The organism is Allokutzneria oryzae (genome assembly GCF_042429765.1).
GTDB classification, from domain to species: Bacteria; Actinomycetota; Actinomycetes; order Mycobacteriales; family Pseudonocardiaceae; genus Allokutzneria; species Allokutzneria oryzae.
On record NZ_JBHLZU010000027.1, the window covers coordinates 374,691 to 401,103 of the forward strand.

At 69.3% G+C, this 26,413-nt stretch carries 25 protein-coding genes; 12 read left to right on the forward strand and 13 right to left on the reverse strand.

Features of this window, described 5'->3' with window-relative positions; all coding sequences use genetic code 11:
* Positions 1-65: 65 nt before the first annotated feature.
* Together ACFFQA_RS32105 and ACFFQA_RS32110 are read left to right on the forward strand one after the other, a co-directional pair.
* Positions 66-752, forward strand: coding sequence for a DsbA family protein (locus ACFFQA_RS32105; RefSeq protein WP_377860461.1), 687 nt, complete (start codon positions 66-68; stop codon positions 750-752).
* Positions 749-1,366: a vitamin K epoxide reductase family protein gene (locus ACFFQA_RS32110; protein ID WP_377860463.1), complete on the forward strand. Its 618-nt coding sequence runs from the start codon at positions 749-751 to the stop codon at positions 1,364-1,366. The genes ACFFQA_RS32105 and ACFFQA_RS32110 overlap by 4 nt, the downstream gene beginning before the upstream one ends.
* A gap of 4 nt (positions 1,367-1,370) precedes the next feature.
* Here the strand turns inward: ACFFQA_RS32110 and ACFFQA_RS32115 are convergent, their stop codons facing one another.
* Positions 1,371-1,976, reverse strand: a complete 606-nt coding sequence (locus ACFFQA_RS32115) for an NIPSNAP family protein (RefSeq protein WP_377860465.1) — start codon at positions 1,974-1,976, stop codon at positions 1,371-1,373.
* Between the two features lie 56 nt (positions 1,977-2,032).
* Here ACFFQA_RS32115 and ACFFQA_RS32120 point away from each other — a divergent pair, with 56 nt between their 5' ends.
* Entirely contained in the window at positions 2,033-2,389 is a 357-nt protein-coding gene (locus tag ACFFQA_RS32120) for an MmcQ/YjbR family DNA-binding protein (protein WP_377860467.1), read from the forward strand.
* On the opposite strand, the gene ACFFQA_RS32125 is transcribed toward ACFFQA_RS32120, so the two are convergent.
* From ACFFQA_RS32125 to ACFFQA_RS32165, 9 genes are all read right to left on the reverse strand, one after another.
* Positions 2,386-3,204: a VOC family protein gene (locus tag ACFFQA_RS32125; protein WP_377860469.1), complete on the reverse strand. Its 819-nt coding sequence runs from the start codon at positions 3,202-3,204 to the stop codon at positions 2,386-2,388. The two genes, ACFFQA_RS32120 and ACFFQA_RS32125, sit on opposite strands and share 4 nt — an antisense overlap.
* Before the next feature lie 98 nt (positions 3,205-3,302).
* Positions 3,303-4,676 (reverse strand): tryptophanase, encoded by a 1,374-nt coding sequence (locus tag ACFFQA_RS32130; RefSeq protein WP_377860471.1) that lies wholly within the window; start codon positions 4,674-4,676, stop codon positions 3,303-3,305.
* A gap of 27 nt (positions 4,677-4,703) precedes the next feature.
* Positions 4,704-5,867: a tryptophan dimethylallyltransferase family protein gene (locus tag ACFFQA_RS32135; protein WP_377860473.1), complete on the reverse strand. Its 1,164-nt coding sequence runs from the start codon at positions 5,865-5,867 to the stop codon at positions 4,704-4,706.
* A gap of 442 nt (positions 5,868-6,309) precedes the next feature.
* Positions 6,310-6,915 carry a GTP-binding protein gene (locus tag ACFFQA_RS32140; RefSeq protein WP_377860475.1) on the reverse strand — a complete coding sequence of 202 codons (606 nt, stop codon included), beginning with the start codon at positions 6,913-6,915 and terminating at the stop codon, positions 6,310-6,312.
* Complete coding sequence (locus tag ACFFQA_RS32145; protein ID WP_377860477.1) at positions 6,896-7,267, reverse strand: DUF742 domain-containing protein; 372 nt, start codon at positions 7,265-7,267, stop codon at positions 6,896-6,898. The genes ACFFQA_RS32140 and ACFFQA_RS32145 overlap by 20 nt, the downstream gene beginning before the upstream one ends.
* Before the next feature lie 4 nt (positions 7,268-7,271).
* Positions 7,272-7,703, reverse strand: a complete 432-nt coding sequence (locus ACFFQA_RS32150; protein WP_377860478.1) for a roadblock/LC7 domain-containing protein — start codon at positions 7,701-7,703, stop codon at positions 7,272-7,274.
* Positions 7,704-7,735: 32 nt separating this feature from the next.
* Complete coding sequence (locus ACFFQA_RS32155; protein ID WP_377860479.1) at positions 7,736-10,351, reverse strand: sensor histidine kinase; 2,616 nt, start codon at positions 10,349-10,351, stop codon at positions 7,736-7,738.
* 456 nt (positions 10,352-10,807) lie between these two features.
* Complete coding sequence (locus ACFFQA_RS32160; RefSeq protein WP_377860481.1) at positions 10,808-11,035, reverse strand: hypothetical protein; 228 nt, start codon at positions 11,033-11,035, stop codon at positions 10,808-10,810.
* A gap of 149 nt (positions 11,036-11,184) precedes the next feature.
* The gene (locus ACFFQA_RS32165; RefSeq protein WP_377860483.1) at positions 11,185-11,421 is read right to left on the reverse strand and encodes a hypothetical protein; all 237 of its coding nucleotides are present in this window, start codon (positions 11,419-11,421) and stop codon (positions 11,185-11,187) included.
* A 386-nt stretch (positions 11,422-11,807) separates the two neighbouring features.
* On the opposite strand from ACFFQA_RS32165, the gene ACFFQA_RS32170 reads away from it, so the two are divergent.
* The 6 genes from ACFFQA_RS32170 (at position 11,808) to ACFFQA_RS32195 (ending at position 17,739) form a co-directional block, all read left to right on the forward strand.
* The gene (locus ACFFQA_RS32170) at positions 11,808-12,416 is read left to right on the forward strand and encodes an ANTAR domain-containing response regulator (protein WP_377860485.1); all 609 of its coding nucleotides are present in this window, start codon (positions 11,808-11,810) and stop codon (positions 12,414-12,416) included.
* A 228-nt stretch (positions 12,417-12,644) separates the two neighbouring features.
* Complete coding sequence (locus ACFFQA_RS32175; protein ID WP_377860487.1) at positions 12,645-13,850, forward strand: branched-chain amino acid ABC transporter substrate-binding protein; 1,206 nt, start codon at positions 12,645-12,647, stop codon at positions 13,848-13,850.
* Between the two features lie 125 nt (positions 13,851-13,975).
* Positions 13,976-14,965 (forward strand): branched-chain amino acid ABC transporter permease, encoded by a 990-nt coding sequence (locus ACFFQA_RS32180; protein WP_377860489.1) that lies wholly within the window; start codon positions 13,976-13,978, stop codon positions 14,963-14,965.
* The gene (locus ACFFQA_RS32185; protein ID WP_377860491.1) at positions 14,962-16,110 is read left to right on the forward strand and encodes a branched-chain amino acid ABC transporter permease; all 1,149 of its coding nucleotides are present in this window, start codon (positions 14,962-14,964) and stop codon (positions 16,108-16,110) included. Before ACFFQA_RS32180 ends, ACFFQA_RS32185 begins: the two co-directional genes overlap by 4 nt.
* A gap of 71 nt (positions 16,111-16,181) precedes the next feature.
* Complete coding sequence (locus tag ACFFQA_RS32190; protein WP_377860856.1) at positions 16,182-17,039, forward strand: ABC transporter ATP-binding protein; 858 nt, start codon at positions 16,182-16,184, stop codon at positions 17,037-17,039.
* Positions 17,026-17,739: an ABC transporter ATP-binding protein gene (locus ACFFQA_RS32195; protein ID WP_377860493.1), complete on the forward strand. Its 714-nt coding sequence runs from the start codon at positions 17,026-17,028 to the stop codon at positions 17,737-17,739. The genes ACFFQA_RS32190 and ACFFQA_RS32195 overlap by 14 nt, the downstream gene beginning before the upstream one ends.
* A 66-nt stretch (positions 17,740-17,805) precedes the next feature.
* Here the strand turns inward: ACFFQA_RS32195 and ACFFQA_RS32200 are convergent, their stop codons facing one another.
* Together ACFFQA_RS32200 and ACFFQA_RS32205 are read right to left on the reverse strand one after the other, a co-directional pair.
* Positions 17,806-18,771, reverse strand: coding sequence for a hypothetical protein (locus ACFFQA_RS32200; RefSeq protein ID WP_377860495.1), 966 nt, complete (start codon positions 18,769-18,771; stop codon positions 17,806-17,808).
* 13 nt (positions 18,772-18,784) lie between these two features.
* Positions 18,785-19,207 carry a hotdog fold thioesterase gene (locus ACFFQA_RS32205; protein ID WP_377860497.1) on the reverse strand — a complete coding sequence of 141 codons (423 nt, stop codon included), beginning with the start codon at positions 19,205-19,207 and terminating at the stop codon, positions 18,785-18,787.
* Positions 19,208-19,356: 149 nt separating this feature from the next.
* Between ACFFQA_RS32205 and ACFFQA_RS32210 the strand changes: the two genes are divergently transcribed.
* From ACFFQA_RS32210 to ACFFQA_RS32220, 3 genes are all read left to right on the forward strand, one after another.
* Positions 19,357-19,860: a hypothetical protein gene (locus ACFFQA_RS32210; RefSeq protein WP_377860499.1), complete on the forward strand. Its 504-nt coding sequence runs from the start codon at positions 19,357-19,359 to the stop codon at positions 19,858-19,860.
* A gap of 88 nt (positions 19,861-19,948) precedes the next feature.
* Positions 19,949-22,594: a DNA polymerase I gene (gene polA / locus ACFFQA_RS32215; protein WP_377860858.1), complete on the forward strand. Its 2,646-nt coding sequence runs from the start codon at positions 19,949-19,951 to the stop codon at positions 22,592-22,594.
* 288 nt (positions 22,595-22,882) lie between these two features.
* Positions 22,883-23,329: an SSI family serine proteinase inhibitor gene (locus tag ACFFQA_RS32220; protein ID WP_377860501.1), complete on the forward strand. Its 447-nt coding sequence runs from the start codon at positions 22,883-22,885 to the stop codon at positions 23,327-23,329.
* A gap of 105 nt (positions 23,330-23,434) precedes the next feature.
* On the opposite strand, the gene ACFFQA_RS32225 is transcribed toward ACFFQA_RS32220, so the two are convergent.
* Positions 23,435-26,272 (reverse strand): AfsR/SARP family transcriptional regulator, encoded by a 2,838-nt coding sequence (locus ACFFQA_RS32225; RefSeq protein WP_377860503.1) that lies wholly within the window; start codon positions 26,270-26,272, stop codon positions 23,435-23,437.
* Between the last annotated feature and the right edge of the window lie 141 nt (positions 26,273-26,413).

Below are 26,413 nucleotides of genomic sequence, written 5' to 3' on the forward strand. Positions count from 1 at the left end.
CTCAGCTTGACGGCCGTCCGGTTACACAGGTCCCGGACGACCCCCGCACATGGAGAAGCCCCAGGATGACGAAGAACGCCAAGATCACCGTCGGCATCGTCGCGGCGGTGGTGATCATCGTGGCCGCGTTCGTGTTCCTCCGGGGCGGTGGCTCTCCGCAGGCGGCGAACACCCCCGGCGACGCGCCGGCCACGACCACCGTGAAGCGGGTGCCCGCGGAGGTGCTGGTGCGCCCGGACAGCCACAAGATCTCCACCGCGCCCGACGGCAAGGTCACCATGGTCGAGTTCCTCGACTTCGAGTGCGAGGCCTGCGCGGGCGCCTTCCCTGCGGTGGAGCAGCTGCGCAAGGACTACGCCGGAAAGATCACCTACGTGGTGCGCTACTTCCCGATCGCCAGCCACCCCAACGCCCAGAACGCCGCGCTGGCCGCCGAGGCCGCCGCGCAGCAGGGCAAGTTCGAGCAGATGTACCTGAAGCTGTTCGAGAACCAGGAGAAGTGGGGCCACAGCACCGAGTCCCGCGCGAGCACCTTCGAGGGCTACGCGGCCGAACTGGGCCTGGACGTGGCCCGGTTCAAGGCCGCCGTCGCCGACCCCGCCACGGCCGCGCGGATCGCCAAGGACCAGGCCGACGGCGAGACCGCCGGTGTCGAGGGCACGCCGAGCTTCTACGTCAACGGCGTGAAGCTCAGCCCCCGGTCGCTCCAGGACCTGCGCGACGCCGTGGACAACGCCCTGGCCGGCCGATGACCGCCGGCACGGGGGAGTCCGTCGAGAACCGGGACACCACCTCCTTCCTGACGCGCGTCGTCGCGCTCGTGCTGACCGTCGGCGGCGCGCTCGGCACCGCCGCGTCCTTCGCGTTGGTGGTGGAGAAGTTCCTCCTCCTCGCCAACCCGTTCCACATCCCCTCGTGCACCGTGGACGCGGTGCTCAGCTGTGGCTCGGTGATGCGCTCACCGCAGGCGGAGCTGTTCGGCTTCCCCAACCCGGTGCTCGGCGTGATCGCGTTCCCGGTGGTGACCACCCTCGGCGTGGTCCTGCTGACCGGAGCGCGGCTGCCGCGCTGGGTGTGGCTCGGCCTCCAGGTGGGCGCGACCCTCGGCGTGGTCTTCGTCCACTGGCTCATCATCCAGAGCCTGTACGACATCCGCGCCCTCTGCCCGTACTGCATGGTCGTGTGGGCGGCGACGATCCCGGTCTTCTGGTACACCACCGCGCACAACCTGGACCGCGGATACCTGGGGGTGCGCGCGCCACTGCTGGTGCGCTACCACAGCACCGTGGTGACCACCTGGCTGGTGATGATCCTGCTGCTGGTCGGCCAGGCGTTCTGGGACCACTGGATGTCGTTGCTCGGCTGATCGGTTACCGCAGCGCGGACCGCGACGTCGGCCGCAGCACCAGCTCCTCCTTACCAGAGCCACCGCGGAGAGCCCCGGAGAACCGTTCGAAGGTCACGAACACGTGCTCGCCCTCGCGCACGGGCAGCGCGGGGTAGGTGTTCGCGGCGTACTCCGAGCGGAAGCACGCGATCGGCGCGTAGCCGAGCTTGTCGGCGAACGAGTCGTCGAACGGCGCATCCTGGTAGTGGACCGTCGCGAGGAACCTGCTCTCCGGCAGGGCGGTCGCCCCAGGAACTGGCCTGTCGCATAAGGGAAAGCCGTTGCTGACGGGCCGTAACAACAGCGCGTTGTCGGTGTCCACCATGGTCGCCCGCGCGGCGTCGCGGTGCCGCGCCCACACCGGCCCGCCGTAGAAGGCGGTCAGCGCCCGCTCACGGGTTTCCATGTCCGCGAAGGACCGCAGCCACACGAACCGGTCCGGGTTCCCGGCGTCGCGGAACTGACCGATGATCCGCATGCCGGTGGCTTCCTGGGTCTCCACGAACTCCCGGTCGAAGAGCTCGATGAGGGTGTCCCTGGTGCCCGGCCGCAGCGTGTACTGCCGAAGTTCGACTACCTGATCCGTCATGTTCGCGAAGGTAGGACAGACCCCTGACAGTCAGACCTCGGAGCTACGGTGCGGCCATGGTCACCGTCGAGCACGTCCGCCGTATCGCCTTGGCACTGCCGAGGACGACCGAGCACCTCATCCGCGACCGGGTGAAGTTCCGGGTCGGCCGCATCGTCTACCTCGCCTTGTCCCGTGACGAGACGACGATGGGCTTCGCCTTCCCCCGGGAGGAACGCGCGGCCCAGCTGGCCGCGGAACCCGGCACGTTCCTCCCGCCGGAGCCCGCCGACGAGCGCTTCAACTGGCTGAACCTCCGCCTCGGCGCCGTGGACGAGCGGGAGCTGGAGGCGATCGTCGTGCAGGCGTGGCGGATGGTCGTCCCGAAGCGGCTGTACGCCGAGACGATCCACAGTGGACAGTGCGGGGCCTAGTCGTCGTAAGGGTCCTCGGGCGGCGAGTCGTACTCGTTCACGACCTGGCTCGGGTCGATCAGCGCGAACCGGGTGCCCAGCGGGTCGGAGAGCACCACGACCTTGCCGATCGAGGAGCCGTAGGGCTTGAACCGCAACCGCGCCCCGGCTGCCCGTGCCCGTTCCAGGGTCTCGTCGAAGCCCACGTCCGGGTCGATGGCGAAGTGCGCGATCCACCTCGGCGGCACCGGTTCCGCGCTGTCCAGGTTCATCCGCACCCGGGCCAGCACTGACTCGCCCTCGACGTACCAGATGACGTGGTCGACCCGGGTCCCGTCGGCGATCTGCTGCTGTTCGTAGCCGAACAGCGCGCCGAAGAACCTGTCTGCCAGCGTCGGCCGCGGCGTGACAAGCTCCGCCCACACCAGGGAGCCCGGCAGGCCCACGGTGAACGACCAGTCCCGCGCGGGCTGGCACAGGCCGACCGTCGCGCCGCTGGGATCGTCGATGAGCACCTTCGCGCCCAGCCCCGGCAGCACCTGCGGCTCCTCCAGGACCGAGCCGCCGAAGCGCCGCACCTGGTGTGCGCTGCGGGCCAGGTCCGCGACAGCGAGGTAGAGAGTCCAGTCGCGGACCTGGCCGTCGTGCGCGCGCAGGCCCGCGACGGTCTCGCCGAACAGCGTCGCCACGGTGTACTCGGCGCCCTTGTCGTCGCGCCGGGTCTCGAAGTCCCAGCCGAGCACCGATCGGTAGAAGTCCTGTGTGGACCCGAGGTCGGGGGTCGGCAGTTCCGCCCAGCAGGGCTGACCCACCGGCAGTGTCGAAGTGCTGGGCATGCGCACTCTCCTCCGGTTCCGGGACGGTTGGGGATCTTCACCCTATCCGGCGAGCGACCACGCCCCGAAAATCGGAATAAAGAGTGCAAAACGGACAGTCATGTCATTTGTTCGAGCCGGCAGTTGAAGTGCCGCAACAGCTTCGGAACGTGTGTCATCCGGTAGCCCGGAACCCGCTCGGGGTGCTTCGCGATCGACTCCAGCACCTCGCCGACGTACTCCAGGTGGCTCTGGGTGTAGACCCGTCTCGGCACCGCCAGCCGCACCAGCTCGAACGGCGGCCCGCTGAGCAGCTCACCGCGGTCGTCGAGCGTGCCGAGGTAGAGCGATCCCAGCTCGACGCAGCGGATGCCGCCCTGGAGGTAGAGCTCGCACGCCAGCGCGTGGCCGGGGAACTGCCCCGGTGTCAGGTGCGGCAGCAGCCGCTTGGCGTTGAGGTAGATCGCGTGGATGCCCGCGGGCTCCACAATGGACACACCGGCGGACTTGGCCAGCTCGCCGAGGTAGCCGGTGGCGTCCGCCCGCGACCGCAGGTACCGCTCGTCGGTGACCTCGATCAGCCCCTGCGCCAGCATCTCCAGGTCCCGCCCGGCGAGGCCGCCGTAGGTGCGGAAGCCCTCCGTCGCGGTGCACAGCATCTCGCAGTGCTCGGCCAGGACCGGGTCGTTGACCGCGACCAGGCCGCCCATGTGCACGATGCCGTCCTTCTTCAGGCTGGCCACGCACCCGTCCGCCAGCGCGAAGGCCCGCTGCGCCACCTGGCGCGGTGTCATCTCCGCGTAGCCGGGCTCGCGCTGGGTGACCCACCACGCGTTCTCGGCGAAGCGGGCGGCGTCCAGGAAGAACGGCACGCCGTACTGCCTGCAGAGCCTGCTGGCCGCCTCGATGTTGGCCATCGACACCGGCTGCCCGCCGCCACCGTTGTTGGTGATCGTCATGAGCACCTGGCCCACCCGGGACCGCTCCGGCCCGCTGAGCACCGCGTGCAGCCGCGCCAGGTCGATGTTGCCCTTGAACGGCTCGGCGCTGTCCAGGTCGGCGGCCTCCGCGCAGGGGAGGTCCAGCGCCTGGCAGCCCAGCAGCTCCACGTTGGCCCTGGTGGTGTCGAAGTGGGTGTTGCTGACCGAGATCATCCCCTGCCGCAGCACGGCGGAGAACAGGATGCGCTCGGCGGCCCGGCCCTGGTGCACCGGGAGGATGTGCCGGTAGCCCGTCAGGTCGCTGACCACCTCACGGAACCGGTAGAACGACCTGGCGCCCGCGTACGTCTCGTCCGCCGACGCCGCCGCGGCCTGCTGCGCCGCGGAGAGCGCGCCGGTGCCCGAGTCGGTGAGCAGGTCGATGGTGACCTGCTCGCTTCGGAGACTGAACTGGTTGTACCCGGTGGCGGCCAGCCACCGTCGCCGGTCTTCGGGAGTAGTGATCGGAATAGGCTCGACGACCTTGATCCGGTACGGCTCCATGATCGGCATGACGCCAGGTGCTCCTTTCTCGCTGAGCTACTGCGCGGAGTTGAGCGACAGGTCGCCCGCTCGGCTGGCGGGGACTGCCGGGACGGAGAAGTTCTCCGCCAAGGAGTGCCACGAGCGCGGCGGCACGACCTGGTACAGCTCCGAGGAGAGGTACACCGTCACGCCGGGCCGCACCAGCCCCAGGCGGAGCGAGGCGTAGGGAATCATCCCGACACCCTGGTCGAGCGGCCGCCGGGCGACCACGCCCAGCGCGTCCTCGAAGGGCGCCGAGTCGAAGCCCTGCTGCGACAGCAGCGCGTTCACCCTGGCCCGGGACAACGCGTCGTCGGTCACGTAGTCCCGGATCGGCAGGTGCAGCGTGTATCCGCTCGGCCGGTCGGTGTCCCCCTCAACGAAGGCGTAGCTGGAGATCAGCGGCCGGGCCGCGAACGGGCCGGGGCCGCCGCCGACCAGGTAGCAGAAGTCGCGCAGCCTGCCCGGCTCCACGCCCCTTGCCAGCCTCGCGGCCCGCTCGATGTCGGTGACGTCGGCGGAGAAGTGCGAGGCGTAGACCTTCACCCTGGACCGCGAGCGTTCGCCGAGGTCCAGCGAGAAGAAGGTGAAGTGGTCCAGGCCCAGCCCCGGGCGCAACGCGTGCCGGCACAGCGGGCCGAACGCGTCCCGGAAGCCGAGCCGGTGCAGTGCCTCCTCGATCAGCGCGGGCGCCTCGGCGAGCGCCCGCTCGTCCGGGGTGAAGTACACCTTGAACGACGGCCGGTCGTTCCGTTTGAGCACCACCGCCACCCAGATGGCGAATCGTCCGCGCAGTCCCGGGGAGAGGAACAGTTCGCTCACTCGGTGGAACTGTTCGAGCGAGAAATTGAACCGTTCGGAGTAAAATTGCAGTATTTCTTTGGAGACTTGCACGTTCGCGGCGTGACTCGGCCTCTCCGCGGTCGGCTCAACGCATAAGCGGACCGTAGGCGTACCGTCCCCCTCAAAGGCGACCGAGAACTCGATTGGAGTCTTGTCGTCGGACAGATCAGACGACCATAATGGTGGTTCAGAGAGTAGGTGCACCCCACCGGGGCCCAACAGGTTGCTGAGCAGATCCATCGTGTCACGGGGTGCATCCATGAAACCGACAGCCCTGTGCAGGCCCTGTAGCTGCTCGCTGGCGTATTCGCGTAGCGAAATAGCAGACAAGTCCATGAATGGGTCCTCCTGCCAGAACGAACAGCTCGCCGAAGTGGTCGGCGACTCGTAAAGGCCGACGATATTCTTGCAGAGAAATTGAACTGTCAACTATTGAACAATGCTACGCGAAATGATCTTGGTGCCAATACCGCTCATTCAGTGACTGCCCTATCACTACATAGTGGCGGGCTGGTCACGGCCTGTCACTAAGCGGGTTACGCTTTGTCGTCTCGTGCTACACAAAGTGACCACAATCAATTGAGATCATTTCGCGTTCGCCCTGGATGGTCGCGCAAGATCGTAACCAGGTACTTCTCCAGGTCGCAAGTACTGAGGCCGAAGCGAAGCGGCGCCGGGACCCTCGTCACCCGGTGGGGCTTGCTGAGGGCTCCGGCACCGCCGCCGTTCGCGTGGCTCACTCCGTACCCGGAGCATGTGCGCTTGCGTGCGCTTCCGGTTACCGGCCACCGTCCGCCGTTGCCGGAACCTTGCTCAACGCGTGCTCCACGAGGCACACCAGAGCCTGCTTGCTCGATTCCCGTTCCCGCGCGTCGCACATCAGAATGGGAATCTCGGCGTTGAGAGCTAAAGCCTGCCGAACTTCCTCGACCTGATAGTGGTGGGCGTCGTCGAAGCAATTCACCGCGATGATGAACGGGATCTTCCGTCTTTCGAAGAAGTCCACCGACGGGAATGAGCTGTCGAGTCTGCGCGTATCCACAAGAACGATCGCGCCGATCGCGCCGTTGGCCAGCTCGTCCCACATGAACCAGAAACGGTTCTGGCCGGGCGTGCCGAACAGGTACAGCACGATCTCCGCGTTGATGGTGATACGACCGAAGTCCAACGCGACCGTGGTCGTCGTCTTCTCCTCGATACCGACGAGGTCGTCGACATCGGCACTGGCCTCGGTGAGCAGCTCCTCGGTGCTCAGCGGGGGTATCTCGCTGACCGAGCCGACCATCGTCGTCTTGCCGGCGCCGAAACCGCCCGCGACGAGGACCTTGACCGAGGTGGGGATCGCCATCGCGGCTCCCTGGGCCTCAGATTCTACGGACACCATCAAGCACCGCCTGAAGTAGATTCCGGTCCGGCAGGTTGTTCGCCATCCGAGGCGCCCTCGCCACCACGTCACCACGTTCGATGAGGTCGCTGAGCAGCACCTTGACCACGACCAACGGCACGTCGATGTAGGCAGCGACCTCCGCGACCGATAACGGCGTGCGGCACAGCTCGATGATGGACTGGTGCTCGGTGCTCAGTGAGCCCGAGTCGTTCTCGGTCCACACCGCGACGACCTGGGTGGCCAGGTCGAGCTCGGTGTTTCCGGGGCGGGTGCGTCCCCTGGTCATGGCGTAGGGGCGGACCAGGGGACCTGCTGCCTCGTCGAACCATCGGTCGTCTGGTTCGGACATCACATCACGCCCTCGACGCGCCGTTGGCCGCAGCCTGTTCGGACCGGGGAGCGGAGCTCAGGTAGACACCGACCTGCTTGACGAGCAGGTTCATCTCGTACGCGATCATGCCCGCGTCGGCGTTCTCCTCGGCGAGCACCGCGAGACAGGCGCCCCGGCCGGCCGCTGTGACGAAGAGGAAGGCGTGCTCCATCTCCACCACGGTCTGCCGGACGGCCCCGCCACCGAAGTGACGGCCGGTGCCTCGCGCCAGGCTCTGGAACGCCGAGGCCATCGCCGACAGGTGCTCGGAGTCGTCCTTGGACAGCGCCTTGGAGCGCCCGATCAGCAGTCCGTCAGCGGAGAGCACCACCGCGTGCTGGACCCCGACAGTCCGACTGACCAGCTCGTCGAGCAGCCAGTTCAGGTCGGTGTGCTGGTTAGCCTTCTCGCTCATGTGGGAGTGACCTTCTCCGTCTTCCACGTGGCTCATGATTCGAACGGACTGTCCGCGTTGCGGCCTTCACGGGTGCCCCGCTGGAAGGCCGACATGGTGTTGCGGATCTCTTCTGGGGAGCGGTGGTTCTCACTCGCGTCCTCGATGATCTGGGGGACCGGTGCGGGTTCCTCCCTGAGCTGGGGGGCGAGGTTCTCCTGTGGTCTGCGCCGGGGCAACGCCGGCCGTTGACCGACGTTATCCGGCGGCGTCACCGACGAGCTCTCCGGAACGGATTGCTCTGTCAGGCTGTTGCCGGTATGGATCGGGATCGGCCCGGTGTGGCTGTACCTGGGCGTCTCCATCGGGTGGCCACCCCCGGTGTCGTGTCCCGCTCTGTCATGTCCGCTCCGGTCCGTTCCCGGCCCATCCGGGGTGTACCCGGTGGGGTCCTGTCCCCGCTCCTCGCGCACCGCGCCGAAGCTCAGCCCGCCGAGCAGGTTCAGCTGGCTGCCGCTGTCGTCGTCGCCGTTGAGCGGGTCGGACCAGAAGCTTTCCAGATCCGCGCCCAGCCGTGGACCGGTGTCCTGGAGCTGCTGGGTGGCCATCTGGTCCACCCCGGTCTGCTCGGTCCGGCTCTGCGGTGGGAACGGGGTGCCGTTGGGCGGGGTGTCCTGGCCGCCGAGGCGCGGGCGGCCGTCGGAGGTGGTCTCGGGCGCGGCCTTGGAGGCCAGCACCTCGTTGGGGATCAGGATGATCGCCCGGGTGCCGCCGTAGGGCGAGGTCCGCAGCTCCACCTTGATGCCGAGGCGCGAGGCGAGGCGGGCGACGACGAACAGGCCGAGCCGCGAGTCGCCCTTGAGCGCCATCGCGTCGAACTCGGGCGGGTCGTTGAGCATCGCGTTGGCCGCCGCCTGGTCCTCCTCGCTCATGCCGAGGCCGTGGTCCTCGACCTCGACGACGACGCCCTTGGCCGCCAGCGAGCCGTGCACCTGGACCTGGGAGCGGGGCGGGGAGAACGAGGTCGCGTTGTCGACAAGCTCGGCGACGAGGTGGATGGTGTCGGCGACAGCGGAACCGACGACCGCGGCCTCGGGCACCCGCTGCAGCCGGACCCGGACGTAGTGCTCGGTCTCGGAGATCGCCGCGCGCAGCACGTCGACCAGGCGGATCGGGTTGCGCCAGCGCCGTCCCGGCTGCTCGCCGCCGAGGATGATCAGGTTCTCGGCGTTGCGGCGGGCGCGGGTGGCGAGGTGGTCCAGCTGGAACAGGCCTTCGAGCTGCTCGGGGTCCTCCTCGTGCCGCTCCATCTTGTCCAGGATCTTCAGCTGGCGGTGCACCAGGCCCTGGTTGCGGTGGGCGATACCGAGGAAGACGTTGTTGATGCCCTCGCGCGCCTGGGCCTCCTTGACCGCGGCGGCGACGGCGGTGAGCTGCGCTGCGTTGAAGGCGCTGGCCACCTGCCCGATCTCGTCCTTGCCGTAGTCGAGCTCGGGGATCTCGGCGGAGACCTTGACCGTCTCGCCCTGGCGTAGTCGGTTGACGATGTTGGGCAGCTTGCGGTGCGCCAGTTCGAGCGCCTCGTTGCGCAGGCTGGCCAGGCGGACGACGAGGGCCTTGTCGACGAGCTTGCGGGACATCCGCAGCGCGATGACGATCGCCGCGATCGCCGCGATCAGCGCCAGCACGGTGCCGATGGCCACGTTCAGCAGCGCCGTGTCGGCCTCGGCGAGGCCGATCGAGGAGACCTCCTGGGCGTTCTGGATCGTCAGCCGGAGCAGCTCGTTGCCGACCTGGTTGGTGATGTCGGTCCACTGCCGTTCGGTGACAGGGGGATCGGCCCGGTTGCGGGAGCCGCTCGACGGCCACGGCCCGTAGTTGATCAGCGCCTGCTCGGCCTGCTCCAGCTGCTTCCAGGCCGTGCTCTCGATCAGCCGCTGGTAGCCCTCCTGCACGCCTGGCCGGGTAAAGGCGATCTTCGTGGTGAGCTCGGTGTGGTAGACGCCGACGAGCTTGGTCAGCTCGTAGTGCTCATCCGCGCTCAGGGTCGAGGAGACGAACGCGCTGGAGATCAGCGCGGTCTCCCGGGACATGAGGTCGGTGGCGCGGAACAACGACGAGGACGTGAGGCCGCCGAGGGCCACCGTCACGTCGGGCAGGACGCGGGCCTGCGTCTCGAAGAGGTCGGTGCCCGCGTCGAGTATGTCGTTGTAGAACTTGTAGGTCTCGGTCTTGGTGATCTCCCGGGAGTCCACCCTGGCCCGCATCTTGGGCAGCTGGGCGATCAACCCGTTGATCCGCTGGAGCCGGTCGACGATCTCCGGCGGGGCGTTCTTCGCCAGCTCGTTGGCCGCCGCCTGCATCGTGGTGAGCGAGCGGTCGGTCTGCTGCTGCCGGGAGTGCAGCTCGGTGAGCCCGTTCTCGGGCCTGCCGAGGTAGGCCATGCTCAGCTGGCGTTCCTTCTCGGCCGAGGCGAGCGCGGTGACGGCGGGGATGGAGACGTCCTGCACGCCGCTGAGCACCGCACGCACGTACACGCTGTCGAAGAGGAAGAACGACGAGCCCGCCAGCCACATCACCAGCAGCGCCACACTGGGGATCAGAACGGTGCCGGTGAGCCGCGTCCTGATCGACTTGTGGCTCTTGTTGATACCGTTGTCCGTCTTCACGACGCTCCACAAAGTCTTGAACTATCCCGGGGACTTTTCGCAGGTGAGAGGAATGCCGCCGTGCGGGATAGCGGTGATTGCAGTAGAAATGCCTGCTCCGCGCGGTGGCGATTGTGCGCTCTACTTCGTGGGATTGCCACCGTCGTATTCTCCAATATGTTCAGCTGGAGATAACCCTTCCAGTGCGAACAGGCCGTCGAAATGACGCGAACGATAGCACAGGGTGATCGAGGGAGTACACCCTAGAGTGTCGGCGCCCTGGCGGATGCCGAAACGTCTTCGTTTTCACCGGAATGCGTAAACGCGTCACCCTATCAGCGGAAACCTTGGCTGAGTAGGGATGGTGGGCCACCCGACCGGGTGGCATGTGGTCGCTCGCCGTGCCGCCCGGTCCGAAGCCGGTACGCCGATGACCGCCGACCTGCGGTCGACGGTCATCGGGCGAGTGAACAGGGATCAACCGGCTGTGGTCGAGATCGCTTCTTGGTCACCGGAGTTTCCCGGTGCGTTCTCGGCCGTCGCCCGCGCGGGCGGGACGGTGGTCTCGGAGGTGTTGTACTTCGCCGCGACGAACAACGCGGCGCCCACCGCGCCGAGTGTGGTCACCGCGAGGGGGACGACCACGGAGACACCCAGCGTCAGCGCCACGACGATCGCCGACCTCTTTTTGCGCCCATCGGCCATCGGATAGTCCTCCCTCCTGCGGAGCGTCAACGCTCCGGGTACCGGCCGGGATTACCTGGCGGCGCGGCGGTCAAACCGCCGACGCCCTTCCCGGGCCATTCTCACGCGAGGCGCCGCCCGTTTTCTGGCCGGTTCGCCCGTTTGCTGGTTCAGCGTGGGAGTTCGGCGCCCGCTGCCCTGTCTGTCGTTCCGGAGCCCTCGATCGTTTCCTCCGCGACCGGGTTCGGGCCGAAGCCGGGGGCCGGCTCGGGGCCGCTGTGCTTGGCGGCGACGAACAGCGCGGCGCCGAGCGCGCCGAGCGTGGTGGCGACGGGGACGGCGACGGCGGCGCAGACGCCGACGATCGTGCCGACGACTGATCTCCTCCTGCTGGTGCTCTCGCTCATGGTGGTCCTCCGTCCCGGGCCGTGCGGCCCTACCTCCTCTATAGCCGAGGGTCCCGGCGTTGTCAGCCGGGTCCGCGTCCGGGGCGGCGGGCGGTGGCGGTCCTCGTCCTCGGCGGTCGTCCGCCAGTGCGACGCGTGCCGACCGCGGTCATGACGCGGTGACCGCACCGTCCACCTCGGACGGTGCCGTTATCGTCCACTGTGGACGTCCGGTGCCCGTGCCGCTGCCGGGTGCCCGGCGCTTTTCGGCGCAACGTCACAGCGTTCGGTCCCGGTCGCGGCCGGTGCGCGCGAGTAAACTGCGGACTCGGCCATGACCACCCGTGTCCGGGCCCGGAGCCGCGCGAGCGGCCCGGCTCCGGCACATCCGACAGAGGAGGACCCCGGTGACCCAGCCGGCTACCGAGGCCCCCGAGGCCAAGCCCGTCCAGCGTCGCGTCCTGGTCGCCGAGGACGAGGCCCTGATCCGCCTGGACCTGGTGGAGATGCTGCGCGAGGAGGGCTACGAGGTCGTCGGCGAGGCCGCCGACGGGGTGGAGGCGGTCGAGCTCGCCACCCGGCTGCGGCCGGACCTGGTGATCCTCGACGTCAAGATGCCGCGCAAGGACGGCATCGAGGCCGCGGCCGCCATCGCGGGCGAGCGCATCGCCCCCGTCGTCATCCTCACCGCGTTCAGCCAGCGCGACCTCGTCGAGCGCGCCCGCGACGCGGGTGCGATGGCCTACCTGGTCAAGCCCTTCGCCAAGCGCGACCTGGTGCCCGCCATCGAGCTGGCCGTCTCCCGGTTCGCGGAGCTGCAGGCGCTGGAGAGCGAGGTCGCCGGGCTCACCGAGCGGCTGGAGACCCGCAAGGTGGTCGAGCGTGCCAAGGGGTTGCTGATGAACAAGCAGGGCCTGTCGGAGTCCGAGGCCTTCCGCTGGATCCAGCGCACCGCCATGGACCGGCGGACCACCATGAAGGCGGTCGCGGAAGCCGTGGTCGAGAATATTAGTTGACCAGAAGTAACGGCCGCGTCACCCGTCGGTGACGAATGTCCATTTCTGTCAAACTAATGGACGAGTCCGGTTGCTCTCTACCGTCACGATGTGGCTACGAGCGTAGACGGGTCCTGGGCAATGTCCCATTTCGACAGTTAGCTTCCTGCCCTGACCACGCCCCTGATGGAACGGGGCTCACCACTGGGCAAGCGTGCATTGTGGTGAATTGGGTTTACGGAGGTACGGGTGTCTGGGACACGACTCGTACGGGCCCTGGCGACGACGGCCGCGGTGGCGCTGGCGATCGCAGGGTGCGGGGGCAACGACAATTCCTCATCGACCGGTGGGACGTCGGGCGGCGCGGCCGCTCCGACGAAGGCGGCCAACGCCGCCGACCCGCGTGGCGACGGCAAGGCGCAGTGCAGCAACGCCTCGCTGGCCTACATCGGCACCATCGCCGGTGACAACGCCGCGCTCGGACTCGCCATTCTCAACGGCGCTCGCCTCGCCGTGAAGCAGCACAACGCGGCCAACCCCGGCTGCGTGGTCAACCTGCGGGAGTTCGACTCCGAGGGCTCGCCGGACAAGGCTCCCGGCGTCGTCGCGCAGGCGGTGAACACGCCGGACATCCTCGGCGTCGTCGGCCTGCCGTTCTCCGGTGAGTCCAAGGCGGTCGGCAAGACCTTCAGCGACGCCGGCCTGGTCACCATCAGCCCCTCGGCCACCAACCCGGGTCTGAGCAAGAACGGCTGGAAGACCTTCTTCCGCGCGCTGGGCAACGACAGCGTGCAGGGCCCGGCCGCGGCCAAGTTCATCACCGACGACCTGAAGGCGTCCAAGGTCTGCGTGATCCGGGACGACTCCGAGTACGGCAGTGGTCTCGCCGCCGCCGTCAAGGAGGCGCTGGGCAGCAAGATCGTCTGCGAGGACCAGGTCAAGAGCAAGCAGAAGGAGTTCGCGGCCACGGTCAGCAAGGTCGAGGCCGCCAAGCCGGACGCGATCTTCTACTCGGGCTACTACACCGAGGCCGCCCCGCTGGCCGACCAGCTGTTCAACAAGGGCGTGACCGCCAAGCTGGTCGCCCCGGACGGCACCAAGGACGACCAGTTCGTCAAGAACTCCGGCGACGCCGCCGAGGGCGCCTACTTCACGTGCCCGTGCGTGCCCGCCGACGAGTTCAAGGAGTTCACCGACGAGTACAAGAAGCTCGCCAACACCGAACCGTCGACCTACTCGGCCGAGGGCTACGACGCCGCGACGATCCTGCTCAAGGCGATCGACAGCGGCAAGAAGGACCGCGCGGGCGTGCTGGAGTTCGTCCGGACCTACGAGGGTCAGGGACTGACCAAGAAGTTCAAGTGGGACGCCACCGGTGAGCTCACCGAGACTCCGGTGTGGTCCTACAAGGTCGAGGGCGGCAAGATCGTCAAGAACAAGCCGATCGGCTCGTAACACCTGCAGAGCTAGACGCAACGGTTGTCGCACTGGGGCGCGGTCACGGCGGGTAACGCCTGCCGGGCCGCGCCCCAGCGCTTTGCACGGGAACGGGCAGATCAGTGATTGTTCAAGCTACGGCCATGCTCGCGCAGGCCGAGGACAGCTGGATCGACTTCAACGTCGGCCTCTTCCTCGACCAGTTCTGGAGCAACACGGTCGACGGCCTCGCCTACGGCAGCATCTACGCCCTCATCGCGCTGGGCTACACGCTCGTCTACGGCGTCCTCCGTCTCATCAACTTCGCACACTCCGAAATCTTCATCACCGGCGCCTTCGGCGCTTACTTCGCCATGGAGGCGCTCGGCCTCAAGCCCGGTCCGACTGCCAAACTCGGCATAGTCGAGATCATCGGCTTCCTGTTGTTGATGATGGCGGTCGCCATGATCATTTCCGGGGTCTCCGCCGTCGTACTGGAACGAATCGCCTATCGGCCGCTGCGCAAGCGCAACGCGCCGACGCTGGTTTTCTTGATCACCGCGGTGGGCGCCTCGTTCGTCATCCAGCAGCTGTTCTTCGTCTCCAGGGGAGCGAACCCGGAACCGGCCCTGCGGCTGATCCGGCCGACCGAGGTCTTCACGATCTTCGGCGCCCGGGTGACCAACATCCAGCTCCTGGTGTTCGTCGCCGCGCTGGTCCTGATGGTGGTCGCGGACATGTTCATCAACCGCTCCCGGCTCGGCCGGGGCGTGCGCGCGGTGGCGCAGGACCCGGTCACCGCCACGCTGATGGGCGTCAACCGGGAACGCGTGATCATGCTGACCTTCCTCATCGGCGGTGTGCTCGCCGGTGCGGCCGCCGTGTTCTACATCCTGCAGATCCCGCAGGGCGTGGTCTACAACGGCGGGTTCCTGCTGGGCATCAAGGCGTTCACCGCCGCGGTGCTCGGCGGTATCGGCAACCTCCGCGGCGCGCTGCTCGGCGGCCTGCTGCTCGGTGTCGTGGAGAACTACGGCCAGTCGCTGCTGGGCGGGGAGTGGCGCGACATCGTCGCCTTCGTGCTGCTGATCGTGATCCTGATGTTCCGGCCGACGGGCATCCTCGGCGAGTCCCTTGGGAAGGCACGGGTATGAGCGCACACCTTCAGACCCAGAAGAGCGAGAAGGCGCCCTTCGGGCAGCGCGTGCGCGACTGGTGGAACGGGCTGAACCGGTTCCAGCAGTGGGGCGTGCTCATCCCGGTGGTGGTGCTGATCTACGCGCTGCCGATCCTCAACCCGCCGCTGCTGACCACCGAGCCGGGAACCGACTTCCAGATCGCCCTGTTCAACGCGGCCCGGTTCGCGCTGATCGCGATCGGGCTCAACGTGGTGGTCGGCCAGGCGGGTCTGCTCGACCTCGGCTACGTCGGCTTCTTCGCCGTCGGCGCCTACGTCGCGGCGATCCTGACCAGCCCGGACTCCGCGCTGCGGTGGGACTACCCGTGGATCGCGATCATCCCGGTCGCTGTGGTGGTCACGATGGTCACCGGGGTCATCCTCGGAGCACCGACGCTGCGGTTGCGCGGTGACTACCTCGCGATCGTGACGCTGGGCTTCGGCGAGATCGTCCGGCTGCTCGCCGACAACGTGGCCCCGCTGCGCGGTCAGCGCGGGTTCCAGGACGTCGGGCGGCCGGAGGGCCTCAACGCCGACGGCACGGCGATCTTCAACTCCTCCGACGGCACGCCGTGGTACTGGCTGGTCGTCACGGTGATCATCGTGGTCCTGATCCTGGTCGGGAACCTGGAGCGCAGCCGCGTCGGGCGCGCGTGGGTGGCCATCAGGGAGGACGAGGACGCTGCCGAGATCATGGGCGTGCCCACGTTCAAGTTCAAGATCTGGGCGTTCACCATGGGCGCGGCGATCGGCGGCCTCTCCGGCGCGATCTACGCCGGCCAGATCGGCTTCGTGAACAACCAGAAGTTCGACGTGGTCACCTCCGTGCTGTTCCTGGCGGCGGTGGTGCTCGGCGGCTCCGGCAACAAGGTCGGTGTCATCCTGGGCGCGTTCGTGATCTCCTACATCCCGGACCGCTTCCAGGCCATCGCCGAGTACAAGTACCTGATCTTCGGCCTGGCGCTGATCGTGCTGATGATCTTCCGCCCGCAGGGCCTGCTCGGCTCGCGCCAGCGACTGCTGGCCAAGGGGCGGCAGGCGTACCGGAAGCTGCTGGGCAGACCGGAGCAGATCGCCAAGGAGAGTTCCATGATCGATTCGGCCAAGGGGGTGCAGTCGTGAGCCACGCGGCGGACACCACGCCCGAGCCCGAGGTCCCCGCCGAGGGCGGCCTGGTCGCGGAACTGGAGCGGATGACCCCGCAGGAGCGGGCGGCGCACGAGGCCGAGGTGGCCGAGGCCGTCGCCCCCGACAGGGAGATCGCCGTCGAGGTCGGCGACACCCTGCTGGAGCTGGACGACGTCACCATGGCCTTCGGCGGCCTGACCGCCATGGACTCGGTGAGCTTCCAGATCCGGCGCGGGGAGATCCTCGGCCTGATCGGCCCCAACGGCGCGGGCAAGACCACCTGCTTCAACGTGATGACCGGTGTCTACCGGCCGACGAAGGGGCGGGTGCTGCTGGAGGGCAAGCCGCTCGGGCGGGCCAAGCGCAACGCGATCACCCGCCTCGGCATCGCGCGGACCTTCCAGAACATCCGGCTCTTCGGCGAGATGACCGCGCTGGAGAACGTCGTGGTCGGCACCGACGCGCGGCACAAGACCAGCGTGATCGGCGCCCTGCTCCGGCTGCCCCGGCACCACCGGGAGGAGCAGGCGGCGGTGGACAAGGCCATGGCGCTGCTGGAGTTCGTCGGCATCGCCGACCGCGCCGCGGACAAGGCGCGCAACCTGCCCTACGGCTACCAGCGGCGGCTGGAGATCGCCCGCGCGCTGGCGACCGAACCGAAGCTGCTGTGCCTCGACGAGCCGGCGGCCGGCTTCAACCCGGCGGAGAAGGAAGAGCTCATGGGGCTCATCCGCAAGATCCGCGACGACGGCTACACGGTCCTGCTCATCGAGCACGACATGAAGCTCGTCATGGGTGTGACCGACCGGATCGTCGTGCTGGAGTTCGGGAAGAAGATCGCCGAGGGGCTGCCCGCGGAGATCAGGGACAACCCCGCGGTGATCGCGGCCTACCTGGGGGTGCCCGACGATGGCGCTGCTTGAGCTCAACGGCATGTGCGTCCACTACGGACGGATCCAGGCGCTGACCGACATCACGCTGCACGTGGATGAGGGCGAGATCGTCTCGTTGATCGGTGCCAACGGCGCGGGCAAGACCACCACGATGCGCGCGATCTCGGGCATCCGCCCGCTGTCGGGCGGGTCGGTGGTCTTCGACGGCCAGGACATCAGCAAGATGCGGGCCGACCTGCGCGTGGTGCGCGGGATCTCCCAGTCGCCCGAGGGCCGGGGCGTGTTCCCCGGCATGACGGTGCTGGAGAACCTGGAGATGGGGTGCTACACCCGCAAGGACCGCAAGGCCATCGAGGAGGACTTCGAGCGGGTCTTCGACCTGTTCCCCCGCCTGGCCGAGCGGAAGTCGCAGGTGGGCGGCACCATGTCCGGCGGAGAGCAGCAGATGGTCGCGATCGGGCGGGCACTGATGGCCCGGCCGAGGCTGCTGCTGCTCGACGAGCCGTCCATGGGCCTCGCGCCGCAGTTCATCCAGCAGATCTTCCGCATCATCAAGGAGATCAACGAGCAGGGCACCACGGTGCTGCTGGTCGAGCAGAACGCCCAGCAGGCACTCAGCCGCGCCCACCGCGGCTACGTCCTGGAGACCGGGCGCGTGGTGAAGTCCGGGACCGGCGCGGAGCTGCTCGCCGACCCGTCGGTCAAGGAGGCCTACCTCGGCGTCGCCTGACCCGGCAACGACGACGGGCACCCTCCACAGTGGAGGGTGCCCGTTCTGTTTCGCGCCGCAGGGGGATCAGAAGGTGTCGTCGGCCTGCATCGCCCAGGTGATCAGCGGGCGGACGACGTCGTGCAGCACCGATGCCTGCTTGCCCGGGCGGCCCTGGTGGGCGTCGAACACCACGCGTCCCGCGCCGCTGATGAGGTCCGCCAACTGGATCGACGGGTGCTCCGACGAGGTCCCGACCGCGAACGTCCGGACGCTCTTCCCTCGTGTGCAGCGGAGAACCAGCTCGGGCGTCAGCATCTTGTGCTGGTCGTGCAGCAGCCGGAGCTCGGTGAGCTCGGCGTGCCGGTGCTCGATGTGCGTTGCCAGCATGTGGGGGAACGGGTCAAGCGCGGGACGCTCCGCACTGAGCAGGTCCTCCGCTTGGTGCCGGCTTCGCAACAGGAGCGCGAGGACCTCCTCGGTGGGATGGCCCCGGCTTCGTCGGTGTGCCGCCTGGAGCAGGCCGAAGAACGACGGGAGGTCCACCGTCGTCTCCCTGCGCCGAGTTCCTCGGCTGAAGCCCGCGAGTCCCGCGACGAGCGGTTCCCACAGCGGGCCCAGCACGCGCGCGCCGTCGGTGACCAGAGTCCGGGCAAGGTGTTCGTGCGGCGTGTGTTCGCCGAGGAGCAGGTCCACGATCCCCGACACCGCGACATAGGTCTTGTCGGCGACCAGGATGGTGGCGCGGCCGTGCAGCTCACCCCCGGGACGCAGCAGATCCGCCAGTGCCGCAAGGGGTTTGTCCCTGCTGAACTGCCAGAACTTCACCTCCCTGCTCTGGCGCAGACCGGTGCTGGCGCGGAGCTCCTCCAGCACGGAACCGGCGAGGTGGTCGTCGATGCGCACGGTCGCGTGCGTCATGACGCGTTGTTCGAGCAGTGCCCCACCCGTCCACCCGGACTCGTCGGCCGCCACCCACACGGCCCCGCCCCGGTCCTCGGTCGGCGTGTCCAGGCGCACCGGCCAGTCGGAGGGGCTCAGCCTCTCGGTCATCCGGGCCGCTCGGTCATCCGGCCGACTTGGCTCCGGGAGGGGCGTCGCGGACGACGCAGGTGAGGCGGGCGGTGCAGGTGCGCTTGCCGGACTCGTCGGTGATCACGATCTCGAAGGTCGAGGTGCTGCGCCCGACGTGCAGCGGCTGGCACACGCCGGTCACCAGGCCCTCGCGCGCGGCGCGGTGGTGGGTGCAGGACAGCTCCAGCCCCACCGCTACCCGGCCCTCGCCCGCGTTCATCACGGCCGCGACCGAGCCCAACGTCTCCGCGAGCGCCGCGCTCGCACCGCCGTGCAGCAGGCCGTAGGGCTGGCGGTTGCCCGCGACGGGCATCGTGCCGACCAGGCGCGCCGGGTCCCACGAGGTGATCTCGATGCCCAGCTTCTCGGTGAGCTGTTCGGTGCCGACCAGGAACTCGGTGCTCGGCTGGTTCACGGTCTTCTCCTCGTGGGCGGCGGTGTGTGCGCTGGCCGACAGCGTAAACGGAACCCGCTGGGTTCGGAATTGAGCTGTCCGCGCTTCTCATCCCACAACCAAGCACATGGACCGGGACCGGTCCCGACGGCCGGTCATACGGTCCGACCATGACTACCGTGCGTGTCCTTCTCATCGCCGCTGTGGCCCTGTTCGGCGTGTCCTGTGGCCGGGAGCCCGTCGCCGCGCCGCCGCCCGCCCAGGCCACTGCGGCGAGCACGACAACGACGGTTCCGCCGCGGCCGACGACGACCACCCGGCCCCCGTACACGCCCCCGGCGGGACCGTTGAGCGCCACCGACGGCACCAACCTGAAGGCGTGCGCGAAGGGCACCTGCGAGGTCATCGTCAAGAAGGGTGACCGGATCCGGTTCGACGCCACCGCGACCGGGCTCGTCTCCCTCACGGTCACCGACGTGACCGACACGGGCTTCAGCCTCTTCGTCGCCATGGGCCGAGGCGGGTCGAGCTCCTTGGGCGGGGCGATCGGCGGCGGGGAGCTCGGCAGCATCAGCAGTCCCGCGAACGACGGCGGCCGCAACCAGATCGTCTTCGCCTCGGGGGACGGCAAGGACGGGGCGGTGGTGCTCAGGCTGAGCTTCAGCGAGGTATAGCCCGATCGGAGTGTCGGTGGGGCCGCCTAAACTCGCCGGCGTGAGTGCTCCCGGAGACCGCAAGCTGCTGCTCATCGATGGCCACTCGATGGCCTACCGCGCCTTCTACGCCCTGCCGAAGGAGAACTTCCAGACCGGTACCGGGCAGACCACCAACGCGGTCTACGGCTTCACCTCGATGCTGATCAACCTGTTGCGCGACGAGGCGCCGGGCCACATCGCGGTCGCCTTCGACGTCTCGCGCCGGACGTTCCGCACCGAGCAGTTCCCCGAGTACAAGGCCAACCGCGAGTCCACTCCGGACGAGTTCCGCGGCCAGGTCGGCCTGATCAAGGACGTGCTCGGCGTGCTCGGGGTGACCACGCTGGAGAAGGAGGGCTACGAGGCCGACGACCTCATCGCCACCCTCGCCACCCAGGCCGAGGGGCAGGGCTTGGAGGTCTTCATCTGCACCGGTGACCGCGACGCGCTCCAGCTGGTCAACGACAAGATCACCGTGCTGTACCCGGTCAAGGGCGTCTCGGAGCTGGCGCGGCTCACCCCGCCCGCGGTGGCCGAGAAGTACGGTGTGCGGCCCGACCAGTACGCCGACTTCGCCGCGCTGCGCGGGGACCCCTCGGACAACCTGCCGAACATCCCCGGCGTCGGGCCGAAGACGATCGTCAAGTGGATCACCGAGTTCGGCTCGCTCGCAGCCCTGGTCGACCGCGCGGACGAGGTCAAGGGCAAGGCGGGCCAGGCGCTGCGCGACAACCTGTCCTCCGTGCTGCTCAACCGCCAGCTCACCGAGCTCGTCCGCGACGTCGAGCTGCCCGTCGGCGTCGCCGACCTGGCCGCGCGGGACTGGGACCGCGACGGGGTGCACAAGCTCTTCGACGAGCTGGAGTTCCGCGTCCTGCGCGAGCGGCTGTTCGCCACGCTGTCCACCAGCGAGCCGGAGGCCGAGGACGGGTTCGAGGTCACCGGCGGGCTGATCGAGCCCGGTTCCGTCGCGGCCTGGCTGGACAGCCACGCCCGCGGCGGCGAGCGGATCGGCCTGGCGCTGCGGGGGACCTGGGGCAGGGGCAGTGGCGACCTCGAAGGGCTCGCGCTGGCCGGGGCGCGGGGCGAGGGCGGCTACCTCGCCTCGGCGACGCTGACCGAGGACGACGAGCGCGCGCTGGCCGCGTGGCTGGCCGACGCCTCGGTGCCCAAGGCCGCGCACGACGTCAAGGGCGGGCTGCACGCCATCCGGGACCGCGGCTGGACCCTGGCCGGGCTGACCACCGACACCGCGCTGGCCGCGTACCTGGTGCGGCCGGGGCAGCGGTCCTTCGAGCTCGGTGACCTGGTGCTGCGCTACCTCCAGCGCGAGCTGCGCGTCGAGGAGGACGGCGGTGACGGCCAGCTCTCGCTGCTGTCCACAGAGGACGAGGACGCCGAGCGGACCGCGACCGCGGAGATCCTGCGGGCCCGCGCGGTCGCCGAGCTGGCCGACGCGCTGGACGCCGAGCTCGTCCGGTTCGGAGGCGCCAAGCTGCTCGCCGAGCTGGAGCTGCCGCTGCTGATCGAGCTGGCGCGGCTGGAGGCCGCGGGCATCGCCGTCGACCACGACCGGCTCACGGAGCTGGAGGCCGCCTTCGCCGCGAAGGTCAAGCAGGCCGCGCAGGACGCCTACGCCGAGATCGGCAAGGAGATCAACCTGGGCTCGCCCAAGCAGCTCCAGGTGGTGCTCTTCGACGAGCTCAACATGCCCAAGACCAAGCGCACCAAGACCGGCTACACCACCGACGCCGAGGCGCTGCAGAAGCTCTACGAGGACACCCAGCACCCGTTCCTGGCGCACCTGCTCGCCCACCGCGACGCCACCCGGCTCAAGGTGACCGTCGAGGGGCTGCTCAAGTCCGTCGCCCCCGACGGCCGGATCCACACCACGTTCAACCAGACCATCGCGGCGACCGGGCGGCTGTCCTCGACCGACCCGAACCTGCAGAACATCCCGATCCGCACCGACGACGGCCGCACCATCCGGCAGGCGTTCGTGGTCGGCTCCGGCTACGCGGAGCTGATGACCGCCGACTACAGCCAGATCGAGATGCGGATCATGGCGCACCTCTCCGGCGACGAGGGCCTCGTCGAGGCCTTCAACACCGGCGAGGACCTGCACACCTACGTGGCGTCCAAGGCGTTCGACGTGCCGGTGGAGGAGGTCAACGGCGAGCTGCGCCGCCGGGTCAAGGCGATGTCCTACGGCCTGGCCTACGGGTTGTCCGCCTACGGGTTGGCGCAGCAGCTCAAGATCTCCGCCGAGGAGGCGCGGGCGCAGATGGAGGCGTACTTCTCGCGCTTCGGCGGCGTCCGCGACTACCTGCACCGCATCGTGGAGCAGGCGCGCAAGGACGGCTACACCGAGACCATCCTCGGCCGCCGCCGGTACCTGCCCGACCTCAACAGCGACAACCGGCAGCGCCGCGAGATGGCCGAGCGGATGGCGCTCAACGCCCCGATCCAGGGCAGTGCCGCGGACATCATCAAGGTCGCGATGCTCGGCGTGCAGAGGGCGCTGACCTCCGCCGAGCTGCGTTCCCGGGTGCTGCTGCAGGTGCACGACGAGCTCGTGCTGGAGATCGCGGACGGCGAGCACGAACAGGTCGAGAAGCTGGTCCGGGCCGAGATGGGCGGCGCGTACGAGCTGTCCGTCCCGCTGGAGGTCTCGGTCGGCTACGGCCGGTCCTGGGACGACGCGGCACACTAGGCGCCCGCTGGCCGGGGGCGTCCGGTGCCGTTGCTCGGCCCGGACGCCCCGCACGGACAGCGACAGGTCGGTGCGGGGATCCGGGGGCCGCTTCAGGCGCTTGCCGGGCGCGTCCCGGATTCATGATCAACGCTGTGTGAGGCCGGCGCCATCGACCGGGTTCTCCTTCTCCCACGATGCGGTGGACTCCTCGGACATGGTCAAGTACGTCCCTTCGACCGTGATCGGATATCCCCGGCAGGTGGCGGAGAGCCGGCGCTCGGCGCCGGTGAACGAGGAGGTCCACGGATGAGGTCGGGTCGTTTGGCCGTCAAGGCCGTGCTGGCGAGCGCGGCGCTGGCGGGTGTGCTCGCGGTTCCCGCGGCAGCGGGCACGTCGGGGGTGCAGGGCGCCGGGCCGATCGCGCTGGTCCTCACGGTCGCCACCGGGGAGCGCGCGCTGCCCGCCGGGCACACCGCGCTGCTGGCCTGCGAGCCGCTCGGCGGCACGCACTCCCGCACCCACCAGGCCTGCGACCGGCTGCGCGAGGTGCAGGGCGAGATCCCCGCGATGAACTACCGCAAGGGCGCCTGCACCGACGACTACAACCCGGTCACCACCACGGCCGTCGGCACCTACCGCGGCAGGCAGATCTCCTACAGCAAGACCTGGATGAACCGCTGCGAGATGTGGCGCGCCACCGGCGAGCTCTTCCAGTTCGAGACCGGCGTCGGCCGTCCGGGTCTGCCCGGCTGACCGGCGCGCGGCCGGGCCCCCGCACGGGGTTGGCGGGGGATTCCCGGCCCGGCAGCAGGAAACCGAAGCGCCCCCGGGCACGTCCCGGGGGCGCTTCGTCGTGTCTCAGACCCCGCGCAACGCGGCGTCCAGGCTCGCCGCCGCCCGCATCCGCCAGGTGCGGACCCCGGCCTTGGTGAACAGGGCGCACGCCTTGGTCAGCGTCTCCACCGCGTCGGCAGGCCGGTCGTGCCTGCGGATCAGCTCGCCAAGGCTCCACAGGCTGATGGCCTCGCTGAACGTGTCGCCCTGCTCGCGGAAGGTCCGCACGCACTCCTCCAGCAGCGGTCGCGCGGCAGCCGCGTCACCGGAGGACGACAGCACGTGTCCCAGCAGCCGCTGGCAGCGCAGCTCCTTCAGCCGCGCGCCCATCTCGGCGAACGCCGCCAACGCGGGCTCTGCGTAGCGCCGGGCCGCTTCCGGCTCCTCCCAACGGTTGTAGGTCAAGGCGAGGAAGAACCGCGCCTCGGTCGCGGAGTACCAGTCGCCGAGGCGGTCGAAGTCCTCGATCGTGCGCAGCAGCGACTCCAGCGTCAGCTCGCGTTCGCCTCGGTCGCGGTGCACCAACGCCATGCTCATCCGCACCCACGCCAGCCCGCGTTCGTCGCCGGTCTCCTCGAACATGACCGCGGCCCTGCGGAAACACCGCGCCGCGTTGCGGAGATCGCTGAGCTGGTGGTGGTTGTCGCCGAGCCCGATCCACGCGTACGCCTGCTCGGTGCGGGCGCCCAACGGCCGCCACGTCCCCAACGCCCGCGCGAACCACCGCATGGCCTGCGGGTAGCGATCCCGTGCCGCCGCGAGCAGCCCGAGCCCGTAGGACATCCTGGCCGCGCCGTACCAGTCACCGGTGGCCCGGCACACCGACAGCGCCCAGCAGTGGGTGCGCTGCCAGTCGTCCCAGTCGCCGCGCAGGTCGAGGTAGCCGGTCATCGCCGCGGTCACCCGCCACGCCGACTCGGCGTCGCCCACCGTTGCCGCCTGCCGCACGGCGCCGACCAGGACCGGCTGCTCCGCGGTGAACCAGTCCAGGCCGACCGAGGGCTTCTCCGTCGTCACACCGGCGTTCCAGGCGCGGCTGGGCAGCCGGTCGCTGACCTCCTCGGCCGCGTGCACCACGGCGGACAGCGCCCGCTCCAGCACCGGCTCCCGCGGGTCCTCGCGCTGTTCCTCCGCGTAGATCCGCACCAGCTCGTGGAACCGGACCCGGGCCGTCCCGCCCGCGCCCCTGGCGTCCTCCAGCAGCTGCGCGTCCAGCAGGTCGTCGATGATCTGCTCGGTCTCCCTGGGGGAGCGGTCCAACACCGCCGCGCTCAGCCAGGACGGGTAGTGCGGCACCTTCACCGCGCTCAGCAACCGCAGCGCCCGCCTGCGCTCGGAGTCCAGCCCCTGTTCGCTGAGCCCGATGCTGGCGCGCACCGCGAGGTCCCCGGTGGCCAGCCGGTCCAGCCGCCTGCGCTCGTCGGCCAGCTCCTCCGCCAGCCACGAGACCGTCCTTTGTGGACGCGAGCGGAGCCTGGCCGCCGCGATGCGCAGCGCGAGCGGCAGCAGCCCGCACCGCCGCACCAGCACCCGCGCGGCCTCCGGCTCCGCGGAGATCCGGTCAACGCCGGTGATCTCGCCGAGCAGCTCGATCGCCTGCTCCTCGGTCAGCACGTCGAGGTCGACCGAGCGGCCGGTCATGCCGGTGAGCCGGTTGCGCCCGGTCACCAGCACCACGCAGCCGCCGTCGCCGGGCAGCAGCGGCCGCACCTGGGCCGCGTCGACCGCGTCGTCGAGCACCAGCAGCACCCGGCGGCCGGAGAGCCGGTCGCGGAACAGCTCGGACAGCTGCTCGACGTCGTCGGGCAGGTGGCTGCCGAGCATGCCCAGCAGACGCAGGAACCGGCCGAGCACCTCGGCGGGGCTGGCCGGACCGCTCGCGGTGCGCAGCCGCGCGAAGAGCTGGCCGTCGGGGAACTGCTCGCGCAGCGAGTGCGCCACGTGCACGGCGAGCGCGGTCTTGCCTACTCCTGCCATGCCGACCACGGTGACCACCTTGCTGCACGTGCCCTCCGCCGGTGACAGGGCGGCGCGCAGCGACTCGACCACCTCGGCGCGGCCGATGAAGTCCGCGATGTCCGGCGGCAGCACGTGGGGCGCCCGCTGGGTCTCGACCGGGCGGCGCCGAACCGGCTCCGGATCGGCGCGCAGCACCTCCTGCTCTCGTTGGCGCAGCTGGGTTCCCGGCTCAACGCCGAGCTCCTCGACGAGCATCCGGCGCGCCTGCCGGTAGACCTCCAGCGCCTCGGCGCGACGCCCGCACCGGTGCAGCGCGAGCATCAGCTGCGCGCTGAACCCCTCGTCGAGCGGGTTCTCCGCCACCAGCACGGTCAGCTCGCCGACGACCTCGGCGTGCCGGCCCAGCCGCAGGTCGAGCTCGGCCCTGCGGTGCAGGGTCCGGCCGCGCAGCTCCGCGAGGCGCGGCGCCTCGACGCGGTGCATCCAGTCCGAGCCGACGTCGGCCAGCGCGGGGCCGCGCCAGAGTGCGAGCGCGGAGCGCAGCAGCTCGGCCGCCTCGGCGATCTCGCCGTTGTGCTCGGCCGTGCGCGAGCGCTCCACGAGCCGCTCGAACCGGTGCAGGTCAAGGGACTCCTCATCGATCTCGATGAGGTAGCCGGAGTTGCGGGTCACGATCAGCGGGCCGAGCGAGCGCCGCAGCCGCAGCACGTAGCCCTGCAGGGTGGTGCGCGCGCTCGACGGCGGGTTCTCGCCCCACAGCTGCGTGATCAGCTCGGTCGAGGGCACGACCTGGTTGGCGCGCAACAACAACGCGGCGAGCAGGGCGCGGTGCTTGGCGGCGGGAATGCGCACGATCTCGTTGTTGGCCACCACTTCGAGCGGGCCGAGGAGCCGGAATTCCATCTCAGCGCCTCCCCTCGTCGTGGCCCCAATCTTCACCGCAGCCCGGTCGCCAGCTCCAGTCGCCTTCGAACAACCGAATGCTCAAAGCCTCTGACCTGCGGCAACGAGGGCTCAAGGGGCAATGCGGACGATTCGGGACCA

Excerpts from the sequence above, each read along its gene's own strand:
- ACFFQA_RS32140 (WP_377860475.1), bottom strand. The coding sequence starts at position 6,915 with ATGGTGTCCGTAGAATCTGAGGCCCAGGGAGCCGCGATGGCGATCCCC.
- ACFFQA_RS32150 (WP_377860478.1), bottom strand. The coding sequence starts at position 7,703 with ATGAGCGAGAAGGCTAACCAGCACACCGACCTGAACTGGCTGCTCGAC.
- ACFFQA_RS32135 (WP_377860473.1), bottom strand. The coding sequence starts at position 5,867 with ATGGACTTGTCTGCTATTTCGCTACGCGAATACGCCAGCGAGCAGCTA.
- ACFFQA_RS32185 (WP_377860491.1), top strand. The coding sequence starts at position 14,962 with ATGAGCGCACACCTTCAGACCCAGAAGAGCGAGAAGGCGCCCTTCGGG.
- ACFFQA_RS32105 (WP_377860461.1), top strand. The coding sequence starts at position 66 with ATGACGAAGAACGCCAAGATCACCGTCGGCATCGTCGCGGCGGTGGTG.
- ACFFQA_RS32225 (WP_377860503.1), bottom strand. The coding sequence starts at position 26,272 with ATGGAATTCCGGCTCCTCGGCCCGCTCGAAGTGGTGGCCAACAACGAG.
- ACFFQA_RS32120 (WP_377860467.1), top strand. The coding sequence starts at position 2,033 with ATGGTCACCGTCGAGCACGTCCGCCGTATCGCCTTGGCACTGCCGAGG.
- ACFFQA_RS32190 (WP_377860856.1), top strand. The coding sequence starts at position 16,182 with ATGACCCCGCAGGAGCGGGCGGCGCACGAGGCCGAGGTGGCCGAGGCC.
- ACFFQA_RS32160 (WP_377860481.1), bottom strand. The coding sequence starts at position 11,035 with ATGGCCGATGGGCGCAAAAAGAGGTCGGCGATCGTCGTGGCGCTGACG.
- ACFFQA_RS32110 (WP_377860463.1), top strand. The coding sequence starts at position 749 with ATGACCGCCGGCACGGGGGAGTCCGTCGAGAACCGGGACACCACCTCC.
- ACFFQA_RS32115 (WP_377860465.1), bottom strand. The coding sequence starts at position 1,976 with ATGACGGATCAGGTAGTCGAACTTCGGCAGTACACGCTGCGGCCGGGC.
- ACFFQA_RS32180 (WP_377860489.1), top strand. The coding sequence starts at position 13,976 with ATGCTCGCGCAGGCCGAGGACAGCTGGATCGACTTCAACGTCGGCCTC.
- ACFFQA_RS32165 (WP_377860483.1), bottom strand. The coding sequence starts at position 11,421 with ATGAGCGAGAGCACCAGCAGGAGGAGATCAGTCGTCGGCACGATCGTC.
- ACFFQA_RS32195 (WP_377860493.1), top strand. The coding sequence starts at position 17,026 with ATGGCGCTGCTTGAGCTCAACGGCATGTGCGTCCACTACGGACGGATC.
- ACFFQA_RS32210 (WP_377860499.1), top strand. The coding sequence starts at position 19,357 with ATGACTACCGTGCGTGTCCTTCTCATCGCCGCTGTGGCCCTGTTCGGC.
- ACFFQA_RS32220 (WP_377860501.1), top strand. The coding sequence starts at position 22,883 with ATGAGGTCGGGTCGTTTGGCCGTCAAGGCCGTGCTGGCGAGCGCGGCG.
- ACFFQA_RS32130 (WP_377860471.1), bottom strand. The coding sequence starts at position 4,676 with ATGCCGATCATGGAGCCGTACCGGATCAAGGTCGTCGAGCCTATTCCG.
- ACFFQA_RS32200 (WP_377860495.1), bottom strand. The coding sequence starts at position 18,771 with ATGACCGAGAGGCTGAGCCCCTCCGACTGGCCGGTGCGCCTGGACACG.
- polA (WP_377860858.1), top strand. The coding sequence starts at position 19,949 with ATGGCCTACCGCGCCTTCTACGCCCTGCCGAAGGAGAACTTCCAGACC.
- ACFFQA_RS32145 (WP_377860477.1), bottom strand. The coding sequence starts at position 7,267 with ATGTCCGAACCAGACGACCGATGGTTCGACGAGGCAGCAGGTCCCCTG.
- ACFFQA_RS32125 (WP_377860469.1), bottom strand. The coding sequence starts at position 3,204 with ATGCCCAGCACTTCGACACTGCCGGTGGGTCAGCCCTGCTGGGCGGAA.